The sequence below is a fragment of the Pseudomonas sp. SW-3 genome, from assembly GCF_016615645.1.
GTDB lineage: Bacteria > Pseudomonadota > Gammaproteobacteria > Pseudomonadales > Pseudomonadaceae > Aquipseudomonas > Aquipseudomonas mandelii.
Genome location: NZ_CP067098.1, coordinates 1,411,161 through 1,427,014 on the forward strand (window position 1 = coordinate 1,411,161; position 15,854 = coordinate 1,427,014).

The following is a 15,854-nucleotide window of genomic DNA, read 5'->3' on the forward strand; positions in this document are numbered from 1 at the left end:
TCCGTGGCTGTGCCTTGAGTTGTTTGAAAACAGGATCATTAGAAAAATGGCCACATACGAAATCCTGATTGCCGATGACCACCCTCTTTTTCGTAGCGCCCTGCATCAAGCATTGACCCTGGGCCTGGGTCCGGATGTCCGTCTGGTGGAAGTGGCAAGCATTGCCGAACTGGAAACCCGGCTGGACGAAAAGTCTGACTGGGACCTGGTACTGCTCGACCTCAACATGCCGGGGGCCTACGGTTTTTCCGGGCTGGTGCTGCTTCGCGGTCAATACCCGCAGATCCCGGTGGTGATGGTGTCGGCTCAGGAAGAGGCCTCGATCATGGTGAAGTCCCGTGAGTTCGGCGCCAGCGGCTTCATTCCCAAGTCCAGTGACCTGAGCGTCATCCAGAAAGCCGTGCGAGCGGTGCTCGATGGCGATGTGTTCTGGCCGCCTCAGGCGTTCGAAGCCGTGAGTGTTTCCGCTGAAGCCAAGGCCGCCAGTGAAGGCCTTGCCAGCCTGACACCTCAGCAGTTCCGGGTGCTGACCATGGTCTGTGAAGGGCTGCTGAACAAGCAGATTGCTTATGAGTTGAGCGTTTCCGAAGCGACGATCAAGGCGCATGTTACGGCTATATTCCGCAAGCTGAATGTGCGCACTCGCACCCAGGCGGCGTTGCTTCTGCAACAACTTGAGTCAATTTCAAGCCACTAAGCGTTGGCATCTTCACGCTTTTTTGACTTTGGTTGATCTAGCTTTCCCACTCCTTTTTGGTCAGTTGCCCACTCTATGTCACCTTTCAAAGGCCAAACCGGCCTCAAACGCATTCTCAACGCTTCCGGTTACTCGCTGGATGGCCTGCGCGCAGCCTTCACCGGTGAAGCGGCTTTTCGGCAGCTGGTGTTGCTCAATGTCATCCTGATCCCGCTTTCGTTCTTTCTGAACGTCAGTCGTGTCGAGCAGGCATTGCTGATCGCGGTCTGCCTGTTGGCGTTGATCGTCGAGCTGCTGAATTCGGCAGTGGAAGCGGCCATCGACCGCATTTCCCTTGAGTTGCACCCGCTGTCCAAGAACGCCAAGGACATGGGCAGCGCCGCTCAATTCGTGGCGTTGAGCATGATCGGGCTGGTGTGGGCGGTGATTCTGCTTTAAGCGATGCTGGGCAGCACGATCTCGTCGCTGCGCTGAACCCCGGCGGTGAACGCGCGGCACAGGTCGAGGAATTCGCGCATCGCCGAGGTCTGATATTTCTGTTTGTGCCAGATGAAATAGAACTGCCGCGCCAAGTCCAGATCCGGTGTCTCCACCGGCACCAGACTGCCGCGGCGGAATGCATCGCGCAGCGCCAGACGCGAAATACAGCCAATCCCCAGGCCTGATTCCACCGCGCGCTTGATCGCTTCGGTGTGTTCCAGCTCCAGTCGGATATTCAGCGCGCTGCGATGATGACGCATGGCCTGGTCAAAGGTCAGCCGCGTGCCAGAGCCTTGTTCCCGCAGAATCCAGGCCTCGTGGGTCAGTTCTTCCATGCTCGCGCTGCCACGCTGGGCCAGCGGATGCTGCGGCGCGCAGAACACCACCAGCTCATCCTCGACCCAGCTCTGCACCTCGATGTCTGGATGACTGCAATCGCCTTCGATTAGACCCAGATCAATTTCATAGTGCGCGACTTGCTGCACGATGTTGGCAGTGTTCTGCACGTGCAGCTTCACCTGACTTTCCGGATGGCGCTGCATGAAGCTACCGATCAGCAAGGTGGCCAGGTAATTGCCGATGGTCAGGGTCGCGCCGACGGCCAGGGAGCCGAAACCGGACTTGCCGTTGAGCAGGTCTTCGATTTCCTTGGCCTGGTCGAGCAGCGCCACAGCTTGTGGCAATAGCTGTTTGCCGAGGGCGTTAAGGCTCAGCCGTTTGCCGGCGCGGTCGAACAGCTGGCAGCTGCACTGACGCTCTAGCTCGGTGATCGAGGTGCTCGCCGCCGATTGCGAAAGGTTGAGCGTCAGGGCAGCACGGGATACGCTTTCCTGCTGGGCGACGGCGACGAATACTTGAAGTTGACGGAGAGTAAATCGCATATCTATATAACCGATAACCCTTATCTTAATAATCCATTTAACAGATATTGTCGCTGCCATTAGAATGCGATGCAATTGCGCACATCAGCGGCGCAGGCAAAATCTCCAGGAGTCCCACGTACATGAGCAACATGAACCACGAGCGTGTCCTCAGTGTTCATCACTGGAACGACACTCTGTTCAGCTTCAAGTGCACCCGCGATCCGGGCCTGCGCTTCGAGAACGGTCAGTTCGTGATGATCGGCCTGCAACAGCCCAACGGCCGGCCGCTCATGCGCGCTTACTCGATTGCCAGCCCGAACTGGGAAGAGCATCTCGAGTTCTTCAGCATCAAGGTGCCTGATGGCCCGCTGACTTCCCAGTTGCAGCATCTGAAGGAAGGCGACGAGATCATCATCAGCAAGAAGCCTACCGGCACCCTGGTGCTGGATGACTTGAAGCCTGGCAAACATTTGTACCTGCTCAGCACCGGTACTGGCCTGGCGCCGTTCATGAGCGTCATCCAGGACCCGGAAACCTACGAGCGTTTCGAAAAAGTGATCCTGTGCCACGGCGTGCGTTACGTCAACGAAGTCGCTTACCGCGAGTTCATCACCGAACATCTGCCGCAGAACGAGTTCTTCGGCGAGGCGTTGCGTGACAAGTTGATCTACTACCCGACCGTGACACGCGAGCCGTTCGAGAACGAAGGTCGCCTGACCGATCTGATGCGCAGCGGCAAGCTGTTCAGCGACATCGGCCTGCCACCGATCAACCCGCAGGACGACCGCGCCATGCTGTGCGGCAGCCCGAGCATGCTCGACGAGACCAGCGAAGTGTTGAACAGCTTCGGCCTGAAAGTTTCGCCGCGGATGCGCGAGCCGGGTGATTACCTGATCGAGCGTGCGTTCGTCGAGAAGTAAGCACAACGCCTGACGGCTTTGCTTTCCCTGTGGGAGCGAGCCTGCTCGCGATAGCGGTGTATCAGTCAGCATTATTGCCGACTGCCACACCGCTATCGCGAGCAGGCTCGCTCCCACAGTGGTTTCTGGCGTTCAGGTTTTTGCGGGAATGACTTCCAGGACGCGGATGACGCCCGCCTCGGGATAATGCCAGCGCACATCCAGATCCCAGAACTGCGCTCCATATTCCCGCTCAGGTGTAGGCGTCTGGTACGCCGGACGTGGGTCTTGTGCCAGGCATTGATCAATCAGGGCAACCAACGGCTCGCCGAGGCGCTGAGCGTGCTCGTGAGCTTGTTGCAGCGCTGTCTCCGTCCACCGCACAGGAATCAACTGCGGCGCGGCGCTGGCGATGCTGTTGGAGGCGCTGTCGATGATGTCGGCGTAAGGCACGTAGGGTTTGATGTCGAGAACCGGCGTGCCGTCCAAGAGGTCGATACCGGAGATAAACAACCGGTTGGCTTCGACCTTGTCCAGTTTCACCACGGATTGGCCGATGCCATTGGGCCGATGTGTCGCACGGGTGGCGAACACGCCCATGGATTTGTTGCCGCCCAGGCGAGGAGGGCGGACTTTCAGGCGTGGCTTCTCTTCCAGGGCCTGATGAAACAGGAACAGCAGCCAGACGTGGCTGACCTGCTCGAGACCTTGCACCGCATCGCCCTGATCGAACGGCGCCACCAGTTCCAGCACGCCACGAGCGGCCGGGGCCAGCTGAGGCTGGCGCGGGATGGCGAACTTCTCCTTGAAGCAGGAGCGCACGAAGCCGATGGGGGAAACGCTGTAGGTCATGGTTTGGGTCGAGGCGGGATAGGGCGGGCATGATAACCCGGCGGGCCTCAAGGCGGGGGGTGACTGAGCGGGCCTCTTCGCGGGCAAGCCTCGCGCCTACTGGGTTATCGAGCGAACACGGCGTTTGTGTACGCCAAAGAACCTGTAGGAGCGAGGCTTGCCCGCGAAGGCCGCACCGCCAATCTCAGAGACTGAACCCACCATCCAGCGGAATAACATTCCCGGTCATATAAGCCCCCGCCGTACTTGCCAGACTGATTGCCAGCGCCGCCATCTCTTCCTCCCGGCCCCAGCGCTTCATCGGAATCAGCGCCGTATCCTCCGCCAGCGCTTGCTCATCGTTACCAATGTGCTGCGTCATCTTGCTCGGGAAGCGCCCCGGCGCAATCACGTTGACGTTGATGTGCTGGCTCACCAGCTCCCGCGCCAGAATCCGCGACAGTTGATGGAGGGCAGCCTTGCTCGGCCCGTAGGCATACGCCTGTTCGCCAAAGGACGAAATCCCCGCCACCGAACCGATGTTGATGATCCGCGCCGGATTCGCCTCTGAACCCGCCTTGCGCAGCAAAGGCAAAAACTGCTGGATGCAGTTGAACACCGAGGTCACGTTAAGCTGCATGACCTTCTCCCAGCCCTTGACCGGATAGCTTTCCAGCGGAGCGCCCCATGTGGTGCCGGCGTTGTTCACCAGAATGTCCAGATGACTGATTTGCTCGCCCAGCCGCATGGCCAAGTGCTGCACGCCTTCTTCAGTCGCCAGATTGGCGGCCACGGCATGGCAGGTTCCCAAGGCGCTCAACTCGTCAGCCGTTTGCTGACACGCTTCGGCATCCCGGGCACAGACGTACACGGTGGCGCCGGCCTCGACATACGCCTTGGCGATCATTTTGCCGATACCACGGGTGCCACCGGTCACCAGAGCGGTGCGGCCTTGCAGGGAAAAGTACGGGTGCATGGCGAATCCTGAGAGCTGAGGGTCAATACACCCTAGTCGTCAGCCGCCAGAAGCGGAGCCACTATTTTTGCGAGGAATGAGGGGCCATACGGCCCAGCTGCAAGTTTCAAGCTACAAGCTACAAGCTAGACACCATCCGCTTGCGGCTTGTAGCTTGCAGCTGCTTTACGCTCTCACTCGAAGAGTGAGGCCCTTGAGGAAGTTGCGCAGCAACTGGTCGCCGCACGGGCGATAGTTGGTGTGGCCGAACTTGCGGAACAGTGCGCTCAGCTCAGGCTTGGACACCGGAAACTCGGACGCCTTGAGGATCGCGTGCATGTCGTCTTCTTTCAGTTCGAAGGCCACGCGCAGTTTCTTCAGGATGATGTTGTTGGTCACCGGCACTTCGATCGGCTGCGGCGGACGGCTTTCGTCCTTGCCGCGCTTGAAGATCACCAGGCCGTCGAGGAAGTGCGCCATGACTTCGTCCGGGCAGCGCACGAAGCCTTCCTCGTCTTCCTCTTTCTTGTCGAGGTAGGTCAGCAGGTCTTCCAGGGACACGTCCATGCCGCCGATCTTGATGATCTCGATGACTTTCTTGTCGCTGATGTCGAGCATGTAGCGCACGCTGCGCAGTACGTCGTTATGAATCATGGTGTGCAATCCTGATATTCAGCAGTGGGCGCCGCGTAAGCAGCGGCGCCGGAATGTGTGGCGGCGTGAAAAGTCTCAGAACTTCTCTTTGCCGGACAGGTAGCGCCATTGCCCCAACGGCACTTTGCCGATGGACACGCCGCCAATGCGGATGCGGCGGATGGCGACGACCTTCAGGCCAACGGCCTGGCAAAACAGGGCGATCACGCCCGGTTGCGGGTTCTTCATCGCGAAACGCAGGCGGTTTTCGTTCTGCCAGCTGGCTTTGACCGGCGGCAGTTCCTTACCTTTGTAAGTCAGGCCGTGGTTCAGGCGGTTGAGGCCGTGAGCCACCATGTCGCCTTCTACCTCGACGACATATTCTTGTTCGATCTTGGCGGAGTCGGCGGTGAGCTTGCGCAGGATCTTCCAGTCCTGGGTGAACACCAGCAGACCGCTGGCGTTGGCCTGCAAGTCAGTGCTGGCGGTCAGGCGCAGGAAGTGGCCCTTGAGCGGACGTTTGCTGAAGCGGTGTTCTTCGCTCAGGGTCTCGGCGCTGATGGTCGCCATTGCGGTTTCCGCGTCCATGCCCACGGGCACGTTCAGCAGGATGGTCACCGGTTCCGGCGCAGTGGCCTTGGCCTCGGGGTCGAGCTCGACTTTCTGGGTGTCGACCTTGAATTGCGGCTCGTCGATGACTTCACCGTCCACGGTGACCCAGCCGCCCTCGATGAACAGCTCAGCCTCCCGACGGGAACAGCCGACGAGTTCGATGAGGCGTTTGGAGAGACGAATCGGGTCAGTCATGACAGGGCCGTAACAAAAAAGGGGTGGGCATTGTACCTGCTGGGCGCTGGTTAATCCCGGCTCCATTTGCCGCAGGTGCTTTTAATGTGGGGGCGAGCCTGCTCGCGAAAGCGTCTTCAGCTTCAACATCAATGTCGATTGATAGACCGCTTTCGCGAGCAGGCTCGCTCCCACAAGGGTTTCATGTTGTGTCAGCCGTTGCGCGTCTTTTGTTGCGCCTGGCGCAAACGCATGTGCAGCAACGGATAAGGCTGACCCATGCCATCGACCTCCGAACGACCAATCACTTCGAACCCCTGCTTGAAGTAAAACCCCAAGGCCTGCGGATTCTGCTCGTTGACGTCCAGCTCGTTGGCGTTCAGGTGTTCCATGGCGTAACGCAGCAACTGCTTGCCCAAACCCTGACCCCGGTGGGCCGGGTCGATGAAGAGCATCTCGATCTTGCCCGCCGCCACCCCGGCAAACCCGGTGATGCGCTGGCGCGAGTCCTTGGTGCAGATCAGCATCACCGCGTCGAGGTAGCGGGTCAGCACCAGGTTCTTCAATAATTCAATGTAGCTGTCCGGCAGAAAATCATGGGTGGCGCGCACCGAAGCTTCCCAGACTTGTGTGAGTTCTTCGTAGTCGCTCTGTTTCGGCGTGTGAATGACCGAATGTTGGCGCATGGCCGGATGCCCCTTTTACCGTGGAGTGTGCGAGTCCTTTCTTCCACAAAACGATAGACCTAAAAAAGCCCCATCTCGTCAAGAGAGCAGGGCTTTTCGTATTTTTTGCGTTTAGATCTGTTCAGCCCACAGGTCGTATTCGTCGGCGTCGGTCACTTTGCACCAGACCTTGTCGCCTGGCTTGAGGTTGCTGCCGTTGTCGATGAACACGTTGCCGTCGATTTCCGGGGCATCAAAGAAGCAGCGGCCAACGGCGCCTTGCTCGTCGACTTCGTCCACCAGCACTTCGATTTCACGGCCGACGCGCATTTGCAGGCGCGCCGAGCTGATGGCCTGCTGGTGCGCCATAAAGCGATCCCAACGGTCTTGCTTGACGTCGTCCGGCACGATGGCCGCGTCCAGCAGGTTGGCCGGTGCGCCTTCGACTGGCGAGTACTGGAAGCAGCCGACGCGGTCGAGTTGCGCTTCGGTCAGCCAGTTCAGCAGGTACTGGAAGTCTTCTTCGGTTTCGCCGGGGAAGCCAACGATGAAGGTCGAACGGATGATCAGGTCCGGGCAGATCTCCCGCCAGTTCTTGATGCGCGCCAGGGTCTTGTCTTCGAAGGCCGGGCGTTTCATGGCTTTCAGGACTTTCGGGCTGGCGTGCTGGAACGGGATGTCCAGGTACGGCAGGATTTTCCCGGCGGCCATCAGCGGGATCAGCTCGTCGACGTGCGGGTACGGGTAAACGTAGTGCAAGCGGACCCAGACGCCGAGGGTGCTCAGGGCTTCGCAGAGTTCGGTCATGCGGGTTTTCACCGGCGCGCCGTTCCAGAAACCGGTGCGGTATTTCACGTCGACGCCGTAGGCGCTGGTGTCTTGCGATATCACCAGCAGCTCCTTGACGCCGGCCTTGACCAGGCGCTGGGCTTCGTCGAGCACGTCACCGACCGGACGGCTGACCAGCTTGCCGCGCATCGACGGGATGATGCAGAAGCTGCAACTGTGGTTGCAGCCTTCGGAAATCTTCAGATAGGCGTAGTGGCGCGGGGTCAGCTTGATGCCTTGCGGCGGCACCAGGTCGATCAGAGGGTTGTGATCCTGGCGCGGTGGCACGGCGTCGTGCACGGCGTTGACCACTTGCTCGTACTGCTGCGGACCGGTCACGGCCAGCACGCTCGGGTGCACCTTGCGGATGTTGCCTTCTTCGACGCCCATGCAGCCGGTCACGATGACCTTGCCGTTTTCCTTGATGGCTTCGCCGATCACTTCCAGGGACTCAGCCTTGGCCGAGTCGATGAAACCGCAAGTGTTGACCACCACGACATCGGCGTCCTCGTAAGTGGACACGACGTCATAGCCTTCCATGCGCAGCTGGGTAAGGATGCGCTCGGAGTCGACCAGTGCTTTGGGGCAACCCAGGGATACGAAGCCAACTTTTGGATTGGCCGGCGCAGGAGTGGTGGACATGTCTAACCTCGGTATTTGGGACGCCTCCAGCCGAAGACGGCAAGGCGACAGACGGGCGCTATGTTGCGCCTCTGGTCAAAAAGTGCGCAATTCTAGCGATGAGACGCGCACTTGACCAGCTTTATGCAGGGAAATACGACGAGTGCTGCGCTATGCTTCGCGCCTTTACGCTTTACCGATTTTTTACAGTCAATGAAACGTCTGTAACGTCATGTAAAACAGCGCATGCTGCACGGCAAAGCATAGTGCTTCTTATAAGAAGTCCGGGTCTGAGTAGTAGGAGTTTTGGATGGGGCAGGCAAGTAGTCAGGCAGCGGGTGCCGAGCATTCGGCGGCAAAGCCGATCGGCATGCTGGTCGCGGCGGTCGGGGTGGTTTATGGCGATATCGGCACGAGCCCGCTGTACACCCTCAAAGAAGTGTTTTCCGGTGGCTATGGCGTACCGGTCAACCATGACGGCGTGTTGGGCATCCTGGCACTGATCTTCTGGTCACTAATCTGGGTCGTCTCGATCAAATACATGATGTTCGTGCTGCGTGCCGACAACCAGGGCGAAGGCGGGATCATGGCCTTGACCGCGCTGGCCCGGCGAGCAGCAGCGGGGCATCCGAAGTTGCGGGCGTTGCTGGTGGTGTGTGGGTTGATCGGTGCGGCGCTGTTCTATGGCGACAGCATGATCACCCCTGCGATTTCGGTGCTCTCGGCGATTGAAGGCTTGGGGCTGGCGTTCGAAGGCATCGACCATTGGGTGGTGCCGCTGTCCTTGGTCGTGCTGGTGGCGCTGTTCCTGATTCAGAGCCACGGCACCGCGCGCATCGGCATTCTGTTCGGGCCGATCATGGTCACCTGGTTTGTGGCGCTCGGTGCACTGGGTGTCCACGGCATCTTGCAGCACCCGGAAGTGTTGCAAGCGCTGAACCCGGTCTGGGGCGTGCGTTTCTTCACCCAGCATCCGGGCATGGGTGTGGCGATCCTCGGCGCAGTGGTGCTGGCGTTGACCGGTGCCGAAGCGCTGTACGCCGACATGGGCCACTTCGGGCGCAAGCCGATTGCCCGTGCGTGGTTCATCCTTGTGCTGCCAGCGCTGGTACTGAACTACTTCGGCCAGGGAGCGCTGTTGCTGGGTGATCCGGAAGCCGCTCGTAACCCGTTCTACCTGTTGGCGCCAAGCTGGGCGTTGCTTCCATTGGTGGGGTTGTCGACGATGGCCACGGTGATTGCCTCGCAAGCGGTCATCTCCGGCGCGTTTTCCCTGACCCGTCAGGCGATCCAGCTCGGCTACATTCCGCGCATGCACATCCGCCACACCTCCAGCGCCGAGCAGGGCCAGATCTACATCGGTGCGGTGAACTGGGCATTGATGGTCGGCGTGATCCTGTTGGTGCTGGGTTTCGAGTCCTCAGGCGCCCTGGCCTCGGCCTACGGCGTGGCGGTGACCGGCACGATGCTGATGACCACCATCCTGGTGTCGGCGGTGATATTGCTGTTGTGGAAATGGCCGCCGGTGCTCGCTGTTCCGCTGTTGCTCGGCTTCTTGTTGGTGGACGGTCTGTACTTTGCCGCCAACGTGCCGAAAATCATTCAGGGCGGGGCGTTCCCGGTAATTGCCGGTATCGCGCTGTTCGTGCTCATGACTACCTGGAAACGCGGCAAACAACTGCTGGTGGAACGCATGGACGAGGGTGGCCTGCCCCTGCCGATTTTCATCAGCAGTATCGCCGTGCAACCGCCGCATCGCGTGCAGGGTACCGCCGTGTTCCTGACCGCACGCCCGGATGCCGTACCGCACGCGCTGTTGCACAACCTGCTGCATAACCAGGTACTGCACGAGCAAGTGGTGCTGTTGACCGTGGTCTACGAAGACATCCCGCGGGTACCGTCGAGCCGACGCTTCGAAGTCGATTCCTACGGCGAAGGGTTCTTCCGGGTGATCCTGCACTTCGGCTTCGTCGACGAGCCGGACGTGCCGCAAGCACTGAAACTGTGCCACCTCGATGACCTCGACTTCAGTCCGATGCGCACCACCTACTTCCTCAGCCGCGAGACGGTGATCGCCTCCAAACTCGAAGGCATGGCCCGTTGGCGCGAGGCGCTGTTCGCCTTCATGTTGAGGAATGCCAATGGCAATTTGCGCTTCTTCAATCTGCCGCTGAACCGGGTGATTGAGCTGGGTACTCAGGTCGAGATGTAAGCCCCCCATTGAAAAGCCCCCGTTGCCAGTGCGGCAGCGGGGGCTTTTTTGTGCCTGGAATCTCGCCCTGAAGGCCAAGAAGGTCCCTTGTGGGAGCGAGCCTGCTCGCGAAAGCGGTGTATCAGTCAACCTTGATAGTGGCTGACACGACGCCTTCGCGAGCAGGCTCGCTCCCACAAGGGGCGGCGGTGTTCCATGCCTGTGCGCTTACTGGCACTCAGGCAGCCCTTCTTCTGATTCGGTCTTCGTCCGGGCCGGTCGCGGCGTCAGCACCTTCACAACATCATCAATCACGGCTTTGCCCATCGCCGTCAGATAGTGAGCGGCCCAGGCGTGGCGGTCGGTGTCTCTTGCGTAGGCAGCATCCTCGGCAAATGATTTGCCGAGGAACAGCAGGTCAGAGGCTTGTGACAAGGCATCAACGATGGGGACGCCGGCGCGGACGTTGAATAGCGCCTGATCCGGGCAGTAGATGAGTGGGGTGTAGCCTATGGTTTTTAATTCTGAGATCGCGGTTGAATCAATTTTTGTCATGGTCATTCTCCAGCATTAGAGGAGTCGCCACGTTCGTTTCCAAGCGAATGGGTGGCGGCTGTACGCAGGTTGGAAACCGGGGACCATAGAACCGGCACGCCCGAAGGCGTCCCACGCACAGCCGCCATAACACCAAGTTCGCAGTCGTTAAAACGTCTGGAATCGAGGTGGAGGTGCTGTTGCGCTGTGATCCGACGGGTTTCCAAGCCCGATCGCTGAATGGTCAGCGACGTCCGGAGAGTATCCCGTCGAAGAAAAACGCAACAAGGCGGCAAAGTGCCCAAACACGAGATTCGGAGTTTGCCTACAAGGTCCGCGGGCGTCTTCCGATATTGCGACACGTTAAGTAAACGGTACGTTGAGCTGCGCGTTCAGATTTGCAGTATTTGAGAGAGGTGAGTATGGCGGCATCATCAGTGCGTGCTGTCCAAGCAGTATCGACAACTGCAATGGTCAGGGGCTTCAGTACGAAACTCAAGGAGATCTCTAGCCGTGCCATTGAGTGCATGGTCATTGTCCAAAATAATCAGCCAGCAGCGGTCATTATCAATGTCGATGCCTATCAGGAAATGCTCGACGAGATTAATGATCTTTGCGTTGAAGCAGCAGCTGCGGAGCGCTTGGCCGGTTTTGATCAGGCCAGTGTAATTTGTCACGACGATATGAGAACACGGTTCGCCAGGAAAGACTAAGTGCCAGTATCGAGGGTGGTAGACGCATCCGCACAGGCGGCACGTGGATCCTGTGGGAGCGGGCTGTGGTGTTCAGTTGAATCAGTAACTATAAAAAAGCCCCTGCAGCCTTTCGGCTGCGGGGGCTTTTTCGTGGGCGCGCCTCAGATCACTCCTGAGCCGTCTCACCCTTGGCCTGACGCTTCTCGATGATGTCCACCAAGCGCTTTGCCAGCGCCGGGTAGTTCTCGTCGAAGTGGTGGCCGCCCGGTAGCTTCATCGCTTCGCCCACGGCGGTCTTGTCGGTGCAGCCGCTTTCGTCGACTTCTTCTTCGCCGTAGATGCACACCACTTTCTCCGGTGGCAGCTTGGCCATTTCCGGGCCGGTGGCGGCTTCTTTGCCGGCGTTGCCGAGCCAGCCTTCGACTTCGATTTCGAAGCTGCCGGTGCGGGCGAAGGCGAGCAGGATGATGGCGTCGACGCGTTGTTGTTCTGCGGGTTCCAGGCGGTTGTAGATCGCTGGCAGGACATCGGCGCCGAACGAGTAGCCGGTCAGGATGAAGCGCTTGGTGCCCCATTTCTGCCGGTAGTGTTGCATCAGCTCGGCCAGGTCCAGGGCGCTTTGCTCCGGGCTCTTGTGCTGCCAGTAGTAGCGCAGAGTGTCGATACCGACCACCGGGTAGCCGATCTTGGCCATCTCGCCCGCGACGTCGCGGTCCAGGTCACGCCAGCCGCCGTCACCGGACAGGAACAGGGTCACGGTGTCCTTGGCTTGGCCGGCCGGGACTTCGACCACGGGGATTTGCAGGCCGCCAGCGGCTTTGTCGCCGCCGACCAGGAGTTTACGCAGTTCGTTGTTCAGCACTTGCGGCAGGTTGATGTCGTAGTCGCTGATGCTGGTTTCGGCGTTGGCTTGATCGCGCACGAAGCCGGCGCTGGTGTCGTCCGGGTTGTCGTTCCAGGCCACCAGCCAGTGACCGTGAGCGGCACTTTTTGGCAGCAAGTGGGTGCAGCCGGGTTTTTCCAGTGCCAGGTCGACGGAGACAGCCTGGGCCTTGTCGTCCTTCTGCTCGGACAACCAGCGCCACGCCAGCACCGCGCCAGGGCCGATACCGCTGACCAGGGTCGCCGGGCCTTTGAGTTCTCGCAGGCCTGATTGCAGGGCACGACTTTGCAGCAGGCAGTCCTTGGGCAGGATCACCTGAACAATCTGCGCCGAGCCGGTGCGGCTCAGGGTCATCAACTGTTTGTCGCTGAGTTTCTGGTCTTCATTGACCGCCACCAGCACCTGGGCGCGTGGCGTGTTGCCGGGAATGACGCGCGTCATCGCCGTGCCATCAGCCGGCTTCAGCTGTTCGAGGGTCGGTTCGGGGGCCGGGCGCTTCAGGTACCAGTAGCCGCCACCGATAATCAGGGCCAACACGACCAGTGTGCCCAGTACGTACCGCAAGGAGCGTTGAATCATCAGCGTTTCACCAATCCAGTCAAGCCGCCCGCAATCAGGGCAGCAGTATCGGCCAGGGCAACCAGCGGATCGAGTCCGGCGGGCACGGCCATATAACGGGGTTCCCAGTCAGGCTGGAATTTGTCTTTGAAGCGGCGCAAGCCTTGGAAGTTGTAGAGCTGCTCACCACGGCGGAAAACCATCGAGCCCAGGCGCTGGGTCAGCGGTGCACCACGCCGGGGTTGCAACCCCGACAGCGGCACCATGCCCAGGCTGAAACGCGCGTATCCATGATTTTTATAATGTTGAATCAGGCCGACCATCATGAACTCCATGGTCAGCTTGGGCGCGTCCGGGTGCGCGCGCATCAGGTCGAGGCTGGCCAGGTCATGGCCGTAAGTCTCGAGCAGGTTGGCAAATGCCACCGGGCGCCCTTCGAAACGAATCACCGCGACGCGGAAATGCTTGATGTAATCGTCACTGAAACGCCCGAGCGAGAAGCCTTTCTCGCGCACGTTCTTGCCGGTCAGCCAGGCATCGGAAATCACCTTGAGCTCATCCATCGGCGCATGGCCCGGTTCAAAGATCTCCAGCGACAACCCATCACGGGTCCCGCGATTCCAGGTGTAACGCAGGTCCTTCATCTCTTTGCCCTTGGCTTCGAGATCAAAACGCTTCAGGTCGACCCGGGCTTCTTCGCCGAGCTTGATCGCGGTCAGGCCGATGTCCATGTAGTACGGCAGGTTTTCGGCGCGCACTTGATAGAACACGGGGCGGGCGTGGTGGATGTCGCAGAGGTCGCGGAACTGCCAGATCATTTCCGCCCGTTGCTGGGTCGGGCCGATCGGGTCGTACAAGGCCACCAGGCTGCGGCCACGGCGGGCGTACATCAGGAACGCCTCGTCGTTGGGATGAAACAGCAGCGCCTTGTCACCGGTCAGGGCGAGGCCGCCGTCCGGTTGGGAGGAGGCCATCAGGATCTTTATGGCGCGATCCAGCTCGTCAGGTGTCGGCAAGTGAATCACCGGGCGCGCGGTGCGCAGCAACCAGGTCAGCGACACGACCACCAGCAGGACGGCGGCCCCCAACAATGAGCGCAAGCCACGCGGGGCGTCGGCGTCGAGGGTGAATTGCCACCAGAGTTGATGGCTGTACGGGACGTCCTGGTACGCAAACAGCAGCAACCAGATCGAGGCGCCGAGCACGCACAGGCTGGAGACCAGATAGAGCGGCGAGAACGGCAATTCAGTCAGGCGACTCGGGCGGTAGAACGAGCGGCGAAATACGCCCAGCAGGCTTGCCGTCAGGGTCATCAGGCAAGCTTCTTCCCAGTCAAAGCCTTTGAGCAGGGAGAGCAGGGCGCCGACCAGCAATAGAATGGTGGTCAACATCCAGGCGGCGGACAGTCGACGACGCAGGCCTTGAGCCAGCAACAGGCACAGCACGCCGACCAGACTGGCACCGAAGTGCGAGGCGTCGACCAGGCGGTGCGGGATCAGAAAGCCGATGTGTTCCAGCCGGGTGTCGATTTCCGGGGTGACGCCGGAGAACAGCAGCACCACGCCGGACAGGAACACCAGCACCGCCAGGATCGGCGCCGCCAGACCGGACGCGGCCCTCAGGGATTGGCGCGACTGAAACAGACGCTGGCCTTCGTTGATCAACAGGAGCACACACGCCACCAGCAGCGGCAGCACGACGTAGATCAGGCGATAGAGCAGCAGCGCAGCGGCCAGTGGTGCGGCGCCGAGTGTGTCGGCGAAGGCGGCCAACAGAATGGCTTCAAATACGCCGACCCCGCCGGGCACATGGCTGAGCACACCGGCGGCCAGGGCTAGCAGGTACACCAGCAGGAACGCACCGAAGGGCGGCGCTTCGGGCAGCAACAAATAGAGCACGGTCGCGGCGGCGGCCACGTCCAGTGCGGTGATGATCAGTTGCAGAAAAGTCAGGCGGCGACCGGGGAGGCGCAAGTTGCGGCGTCCGACCTTGACCAGCAGGTTATCCGGGGAAGGTTGTTCCGGCAGGCGACGGCGGTAGATGCCGATGGCCAATACACCGAACAGCAGCAAAACCGCCGCGGCAACGCCCCCCAGCAAACCTTCGGACAATCCCAGGGCCGCCGAAGCGGCAGGCAGATTGCTGAGGGTCGCCAAGGCGGCCAGTGGTGGCAGCGCGCAGCCGAGCGAGAGGCTGGCGAATAACGTCATGTGAGCGACATCTGACGCCCCCAGACCGTGACGTGCATATAAACGGTAGCGGACCGAGCCCCCCGAGAGCATCGAAAGACCGATGGCGTTGCCGATGGCAAATGCCGTGAAGCCCCCCAGCGCAAGAATTCGCGGCGCCAGCGTCACGCCCGCGTAGCGACTGGCGGACCATTCATACCCCAGCAGAATGATGAAGCCGACCACGGTCGCCGCCAATGCGCCCAGCAGTGCCGGTTTAGGGACTTCAAGAATCGAGTCGTGCAAAGCGTACAGATCGAGTTCGCTCAGCAGATGACGACAGGCAATCAGCGCGATAGCGAACAACAGCAGCGTCACCGCCAGGCCTATGGGCTGGCGATATTTGCTGGCCAGATCCAGCAAGCGCAGGCGCTCTGCCTTGATCGGTTGGGTCGCTGTGACGGTGTCTTGTGGATCAGACGAGTTGGCGCGCATCAATCACCTCTTGGATTGTGCGCGACAGGATGGGGGTATCCAGCCAAGTTACCAATCCCTGTAGAAAAAAAT

Annotated in this window: 15 protein-coding genes; 5 read left to right on the forward strand and 10 right to left on the reverse strand. The window is 60.2% G+C overall.

Annotated features, from left to right (window positions below; translation table 11 throughout):
* The first annotated feature begins 46 nt into the window (after nt 1–46).
* Together erdR and JIO00_RS06250 are read left to right on the forward strand one after the other, a co-directional pair.
* Nucleotides 47–697 (forward strand): response regulator transcription factor ErdR, encoded by a 651-nt coding sequence (gene erdR, locus JIO00_RS06245; protein ID WP_010462704.1) that lies wholly within the window; start codon nt 47–49, stop codon nt 695–697.
* 75 nt (nt 698–772) lie between these two features.
* Nucleotides 773–1,135 carry a diacylglycerol kinase gene (locus tag JIO00_RS06250; protein ID WP_010462702.1) on the forward strand — a complete coding sequence of 121 codons (363 nt, stop codon included), beginning with the start codon at nt 773–775 and terminating at the stop codon, nt 1,133–1,135.
* Here the strand turns inward: JIO00_RS06250 and JIO00_RS06255 are convergent.
* Nucleotides 1,132–2,058, reverse strand: a complete 927-nt coding sequence (locus JIO00_RS06255; protein WP_010462700.1) for a LysR family transcriptional regulator — start codon at nt 2,056–2,058, stop codon at nt 1,132–1,134. The two genes, JIO00_RS06250 and JIO00_RS06255, sit on opposite strands and share 4 nt — an antisense overlap.
* A gap of 122 nt (nt 2,059–2,180) precedes the next feature.
* On the opposite strand from JIO00_RS06255, the gene fpr reads away from it, so the two are divergent.
* Nucleotides 2,181–2,960, forward strand: coding sequence for a ferredoxin-NADP reductase (fpr, locus tag JIO00_RS06260; protein WP_003443014.1), 780 nt, complete (start codon nt 2,181–2,183; stop codon nt 2,958–2,960).
* A gap of 132 nt (nt 2,961–3,092) precedes the next feature.
* Here the strand turns inward: fpr and tsaA are convergent, their stop codons facing one another.
* The 6 genes from tsaA to rimO form a co-directional block, all read right to left on the reverse strand.
* Nucleotides 3,093–3,791: a tRNA (N6-threonylcarbamoyladenosine(37)-N6)-methyltransferase TrmO gene (gene tsaA / locus JIO00_RS06265; protein WP_010462693.1), complete on the reverse strand. Its 699-nt coding sequence runs from the start codon at nt 3,789–3,791 to the stop codon at nt 3,093–3,095.
* A gap of 184 nt (nt 3,792–3,975) precedes the next feature.
* Nucleotides 3,976–4,746 (reverse strand): SDR family oxidoreductase, encoded by a 771-nt coding sequence (locus JIO00_RS06270; RefSeq protein WP_077748351.1) that lies wholly within the window; start codon nt 4,744–4,746, stop codon nt 3,976–3,978.
* 165 nt (nt 4,747–4,911) lie between these two features.
* Nucleotides 4,912–5,379: a DUF1456 family protein gene (locus tag JIO00_RS06275; RefSeq protein ID WP_010462689.1), complete on the reverse strand. Its 468-nt coding sequence runs from the start codon at nt 5,377–5,379 to the stop codon at nt 4,912–4,914.
* A 75-nt stretch (nt 5,380–5,454) separates the two neighbouring features.
* Nucleotides 5,455–6,165 (reverse strand): rRNA pseudouridine synthase, encoded by a 711-nt coding sequence (locus JIO00_RS06280; RefSeq protein ID WP_010462687.1) that lies wholly within the window; start codon nt 6,163–6,165, stop codon nt 5,455–5,457.
* Between the two features lie 191 nt (nt 6,166–6,356).
* Entirely contained in the window at nt 6,357–6,830 is a 474-nt protein-coding gene (locus JIO00_RS06285; protein WP_010462685.1) for an acetyltransferase, read from the reverse strand.
* A gap of 111 nt (nt 6,831–6,941) precedes the next feature.
* On the reverse strand, nt 6,942–8,279 hold the full coding sequence (gene rimO / locus JIO00_RS06290) for a 30S ribosomal protein S12 methylthiotransferase RimO (RefSeq protein WP_010462684.1): 1,338 nt from the start codon (nt 8,277–8,279) through the stop codon (nt 6,942–6,944).
* A 289-nt stretch (nt 8,280–8,568) separates the two neighbouring features.
* Between rimO and JIO00_RS06295 the strand changes: the two genes are divergently transcribed.
* Nucleotides 8,569–10,470 carry a potassium transporter Kup gene (locus JIO00_RS06295; RefSeq protein WP_077748352.1) on the forward strand — a complete coding sequence of 634 codons (1,902 nt, stop codon included), beginning with the start codon at nt 8,569–8,571 and terminating at the stop codon, nt 10,468–10,470.
* 207 nt (nt 10,471–10,677) lie between these two features.
* Here JIO00_RS06295 and JIO00_RS06300 read toward each other — a convergent pair whose 3' ends face one another.
* Complete coding sequence (locus JIO00_RS06300; RefSeq protein WP_010462680.1) at nt 10,678–11,004, reverse strand: DUF3077 domain-containing protein; 327 nt, start codon at nt 11,002–11,004, stop codon at nt 10,678–10,680.
* Between the two features lie 401 nt (nt 11,005–11,405).
* Between JIO00_RS06300 and JIO00_RS06305 the strand changes: the two genes are divergently transcribed.
* Nucleotides 11,406–11,696, forward strand: a complete 291-nt coding sequence (locus JIO00_RS06305) for a Phd-YefM (RefSeq protein ID WP_077748353.1) — start codon at nt 11,406–11,408, stop codon at nt 11,694–11,696.
* Nucleotides 11,697–11,844: 148 nt separating this feature from the next.
* Here the strand turns inward: JIO00_RS06305 and JIO00_RS06310 are convergent, their stop codons facing one another.
* The gene (locus JIO00_RS06310; RefSeq protein ID WP_010462677.1) at nt 11,845–13,140 is read right to left on the reverse strand and encodes a virulence factor family protein; all 1,296 of its coding nucleotides are present in this window, start codon (nt 13,138–13,140) and stop codon (nt 11,845–11,847) included.
* Nucleotides 13,140–15,782: a bifunctional lysylphosphatidylglycerol flippase/synthetase MprF gene (gene mprF / locus JIO00_RS06315; protein ID WP_200667815.1), complete on the reverse strand. Its 2,643-nt coding sequence runs from the start codon at nt 15,780–15,782 to the stop codon at nt 13,140–13,142. The genes JIO00_RS06310 and mprF overlap by 1 nt, the downstream gene beginning before the upstream one ends.
* Nucleotides 15,783–15,854 lie beyond the last annotated feature (72 nt).

What these genes read in the sequence shown, in the direction of transcription:
- erdR (WP_010462704.1), top strand. Translation starts at nt 47, where the DNA reads ATGGCCACATACGAAATCCTGATTGCCGATGACCACCCTCTTTTTCGT.
- JIO00_RS06250 (WP_010462702.1), top strand. Translation starts at nt 773, where the DNA reads ATGTCACCTTTCAAAGGCCAAACCGGCCTCAAACGCATTCTCAACGCT.
- JIO00_RS06255 (WP_010462700.1), bottom strand. Translation starts at nt 2,058, where the DNA reads ATGCGATTTACTCTCCGTCAACTTCAAGTATTCGTCGCCGTCGCCCAG.
- fpr (WP_003443014.1), top strand. Translation starts at nt 2,181, where the DNA reads ATGAGCAACATGAACCACGAGCGTGTCCTCAGTGTTCATCACTGGAAC.
- tsaA (WP_010462693.1), bottom strand. Translation starts at nt 3,791, where the DNA reads ATGACCTACAGCGTTTCCCCCATCGGCTTCGTGCGCTCCTGCTTCAAG.
- JIO00_RS06270 (WP_077748351.1), bottom strand. Translation starts at nt 4,746, where the DNA reads ATGCACCCGTACTTTTCCCTGCAAGGCCGCACCGCTCTGGTGACCGGT.
- JIO00_RS06275 (WP_010462689.1), bottom strand. Translation starts at nt 5,379, where the DNA reads ATGATTCATAACGACGTACTGCGCAGCGTGCGCTACATGCTCGACATC.
- JIO00_RS06280 (WP_010462687.1), bottom strand. Translation starts at nt 6,165, where the DNA reads ATGACTGACCCGATTCGTCTCTCCAAACGCCTCATCGAACTCGTCGGC.
- JIO00_RS06285 (WP_010462685.1), bottom strand. Translation starts at nt 6,830, where the DNA reads ATGCGCCAACATTCGGTCATTCACACGCCGAAACAGAGCGACTACGAA.
- rimO (WP_010462684.1), bottom strand. Translation starts at nt 8,279, where the DNA reads ATGTCCACCACTCCTGCGCCGGCCAATCCAAAAGTTGGCTTCGTATCC.
- JIO00_RS06295 (WP_077748352.1), top strand. Translation starts at nt 8,569, where the DNA reads ATGGGGCAGGCAAGTAGTCAGGCAGCGGGTGCCGAGCATTCGGCGGCA.
- JIO00_RS06300 (WP_010462680.1), bottom strand. Translation starts at nt 11,004, where the DNA reads ATGACAAAAATTGATTCAACCGCGATCTCAGAATTAAAAACCATAGGC.
- JIO00_RS06305 (WP_077748353.1), top strand. Translation starts at nt 11,406, where the DNA reads ATGGCGGCATCATCAGTGCGTGCTGTCCAAGCAGTATCGACAACTGCA.
- JIO00_RS06310 (WP_010462677.1), bottom strand. Translation starts at nt 13,140, where the DNA reads ATGATTCAACGCTCCTTGCGGTACGTACTGGGCACACTGGTCGTGTTG.
- mprF (WP_200667815.1), bottom strand. Translation starts at nt 15,782, where the DNA reads ATGCGCGCCAACTCGTCTGATCCACAAGACACCGTCACAGCGACCCAA.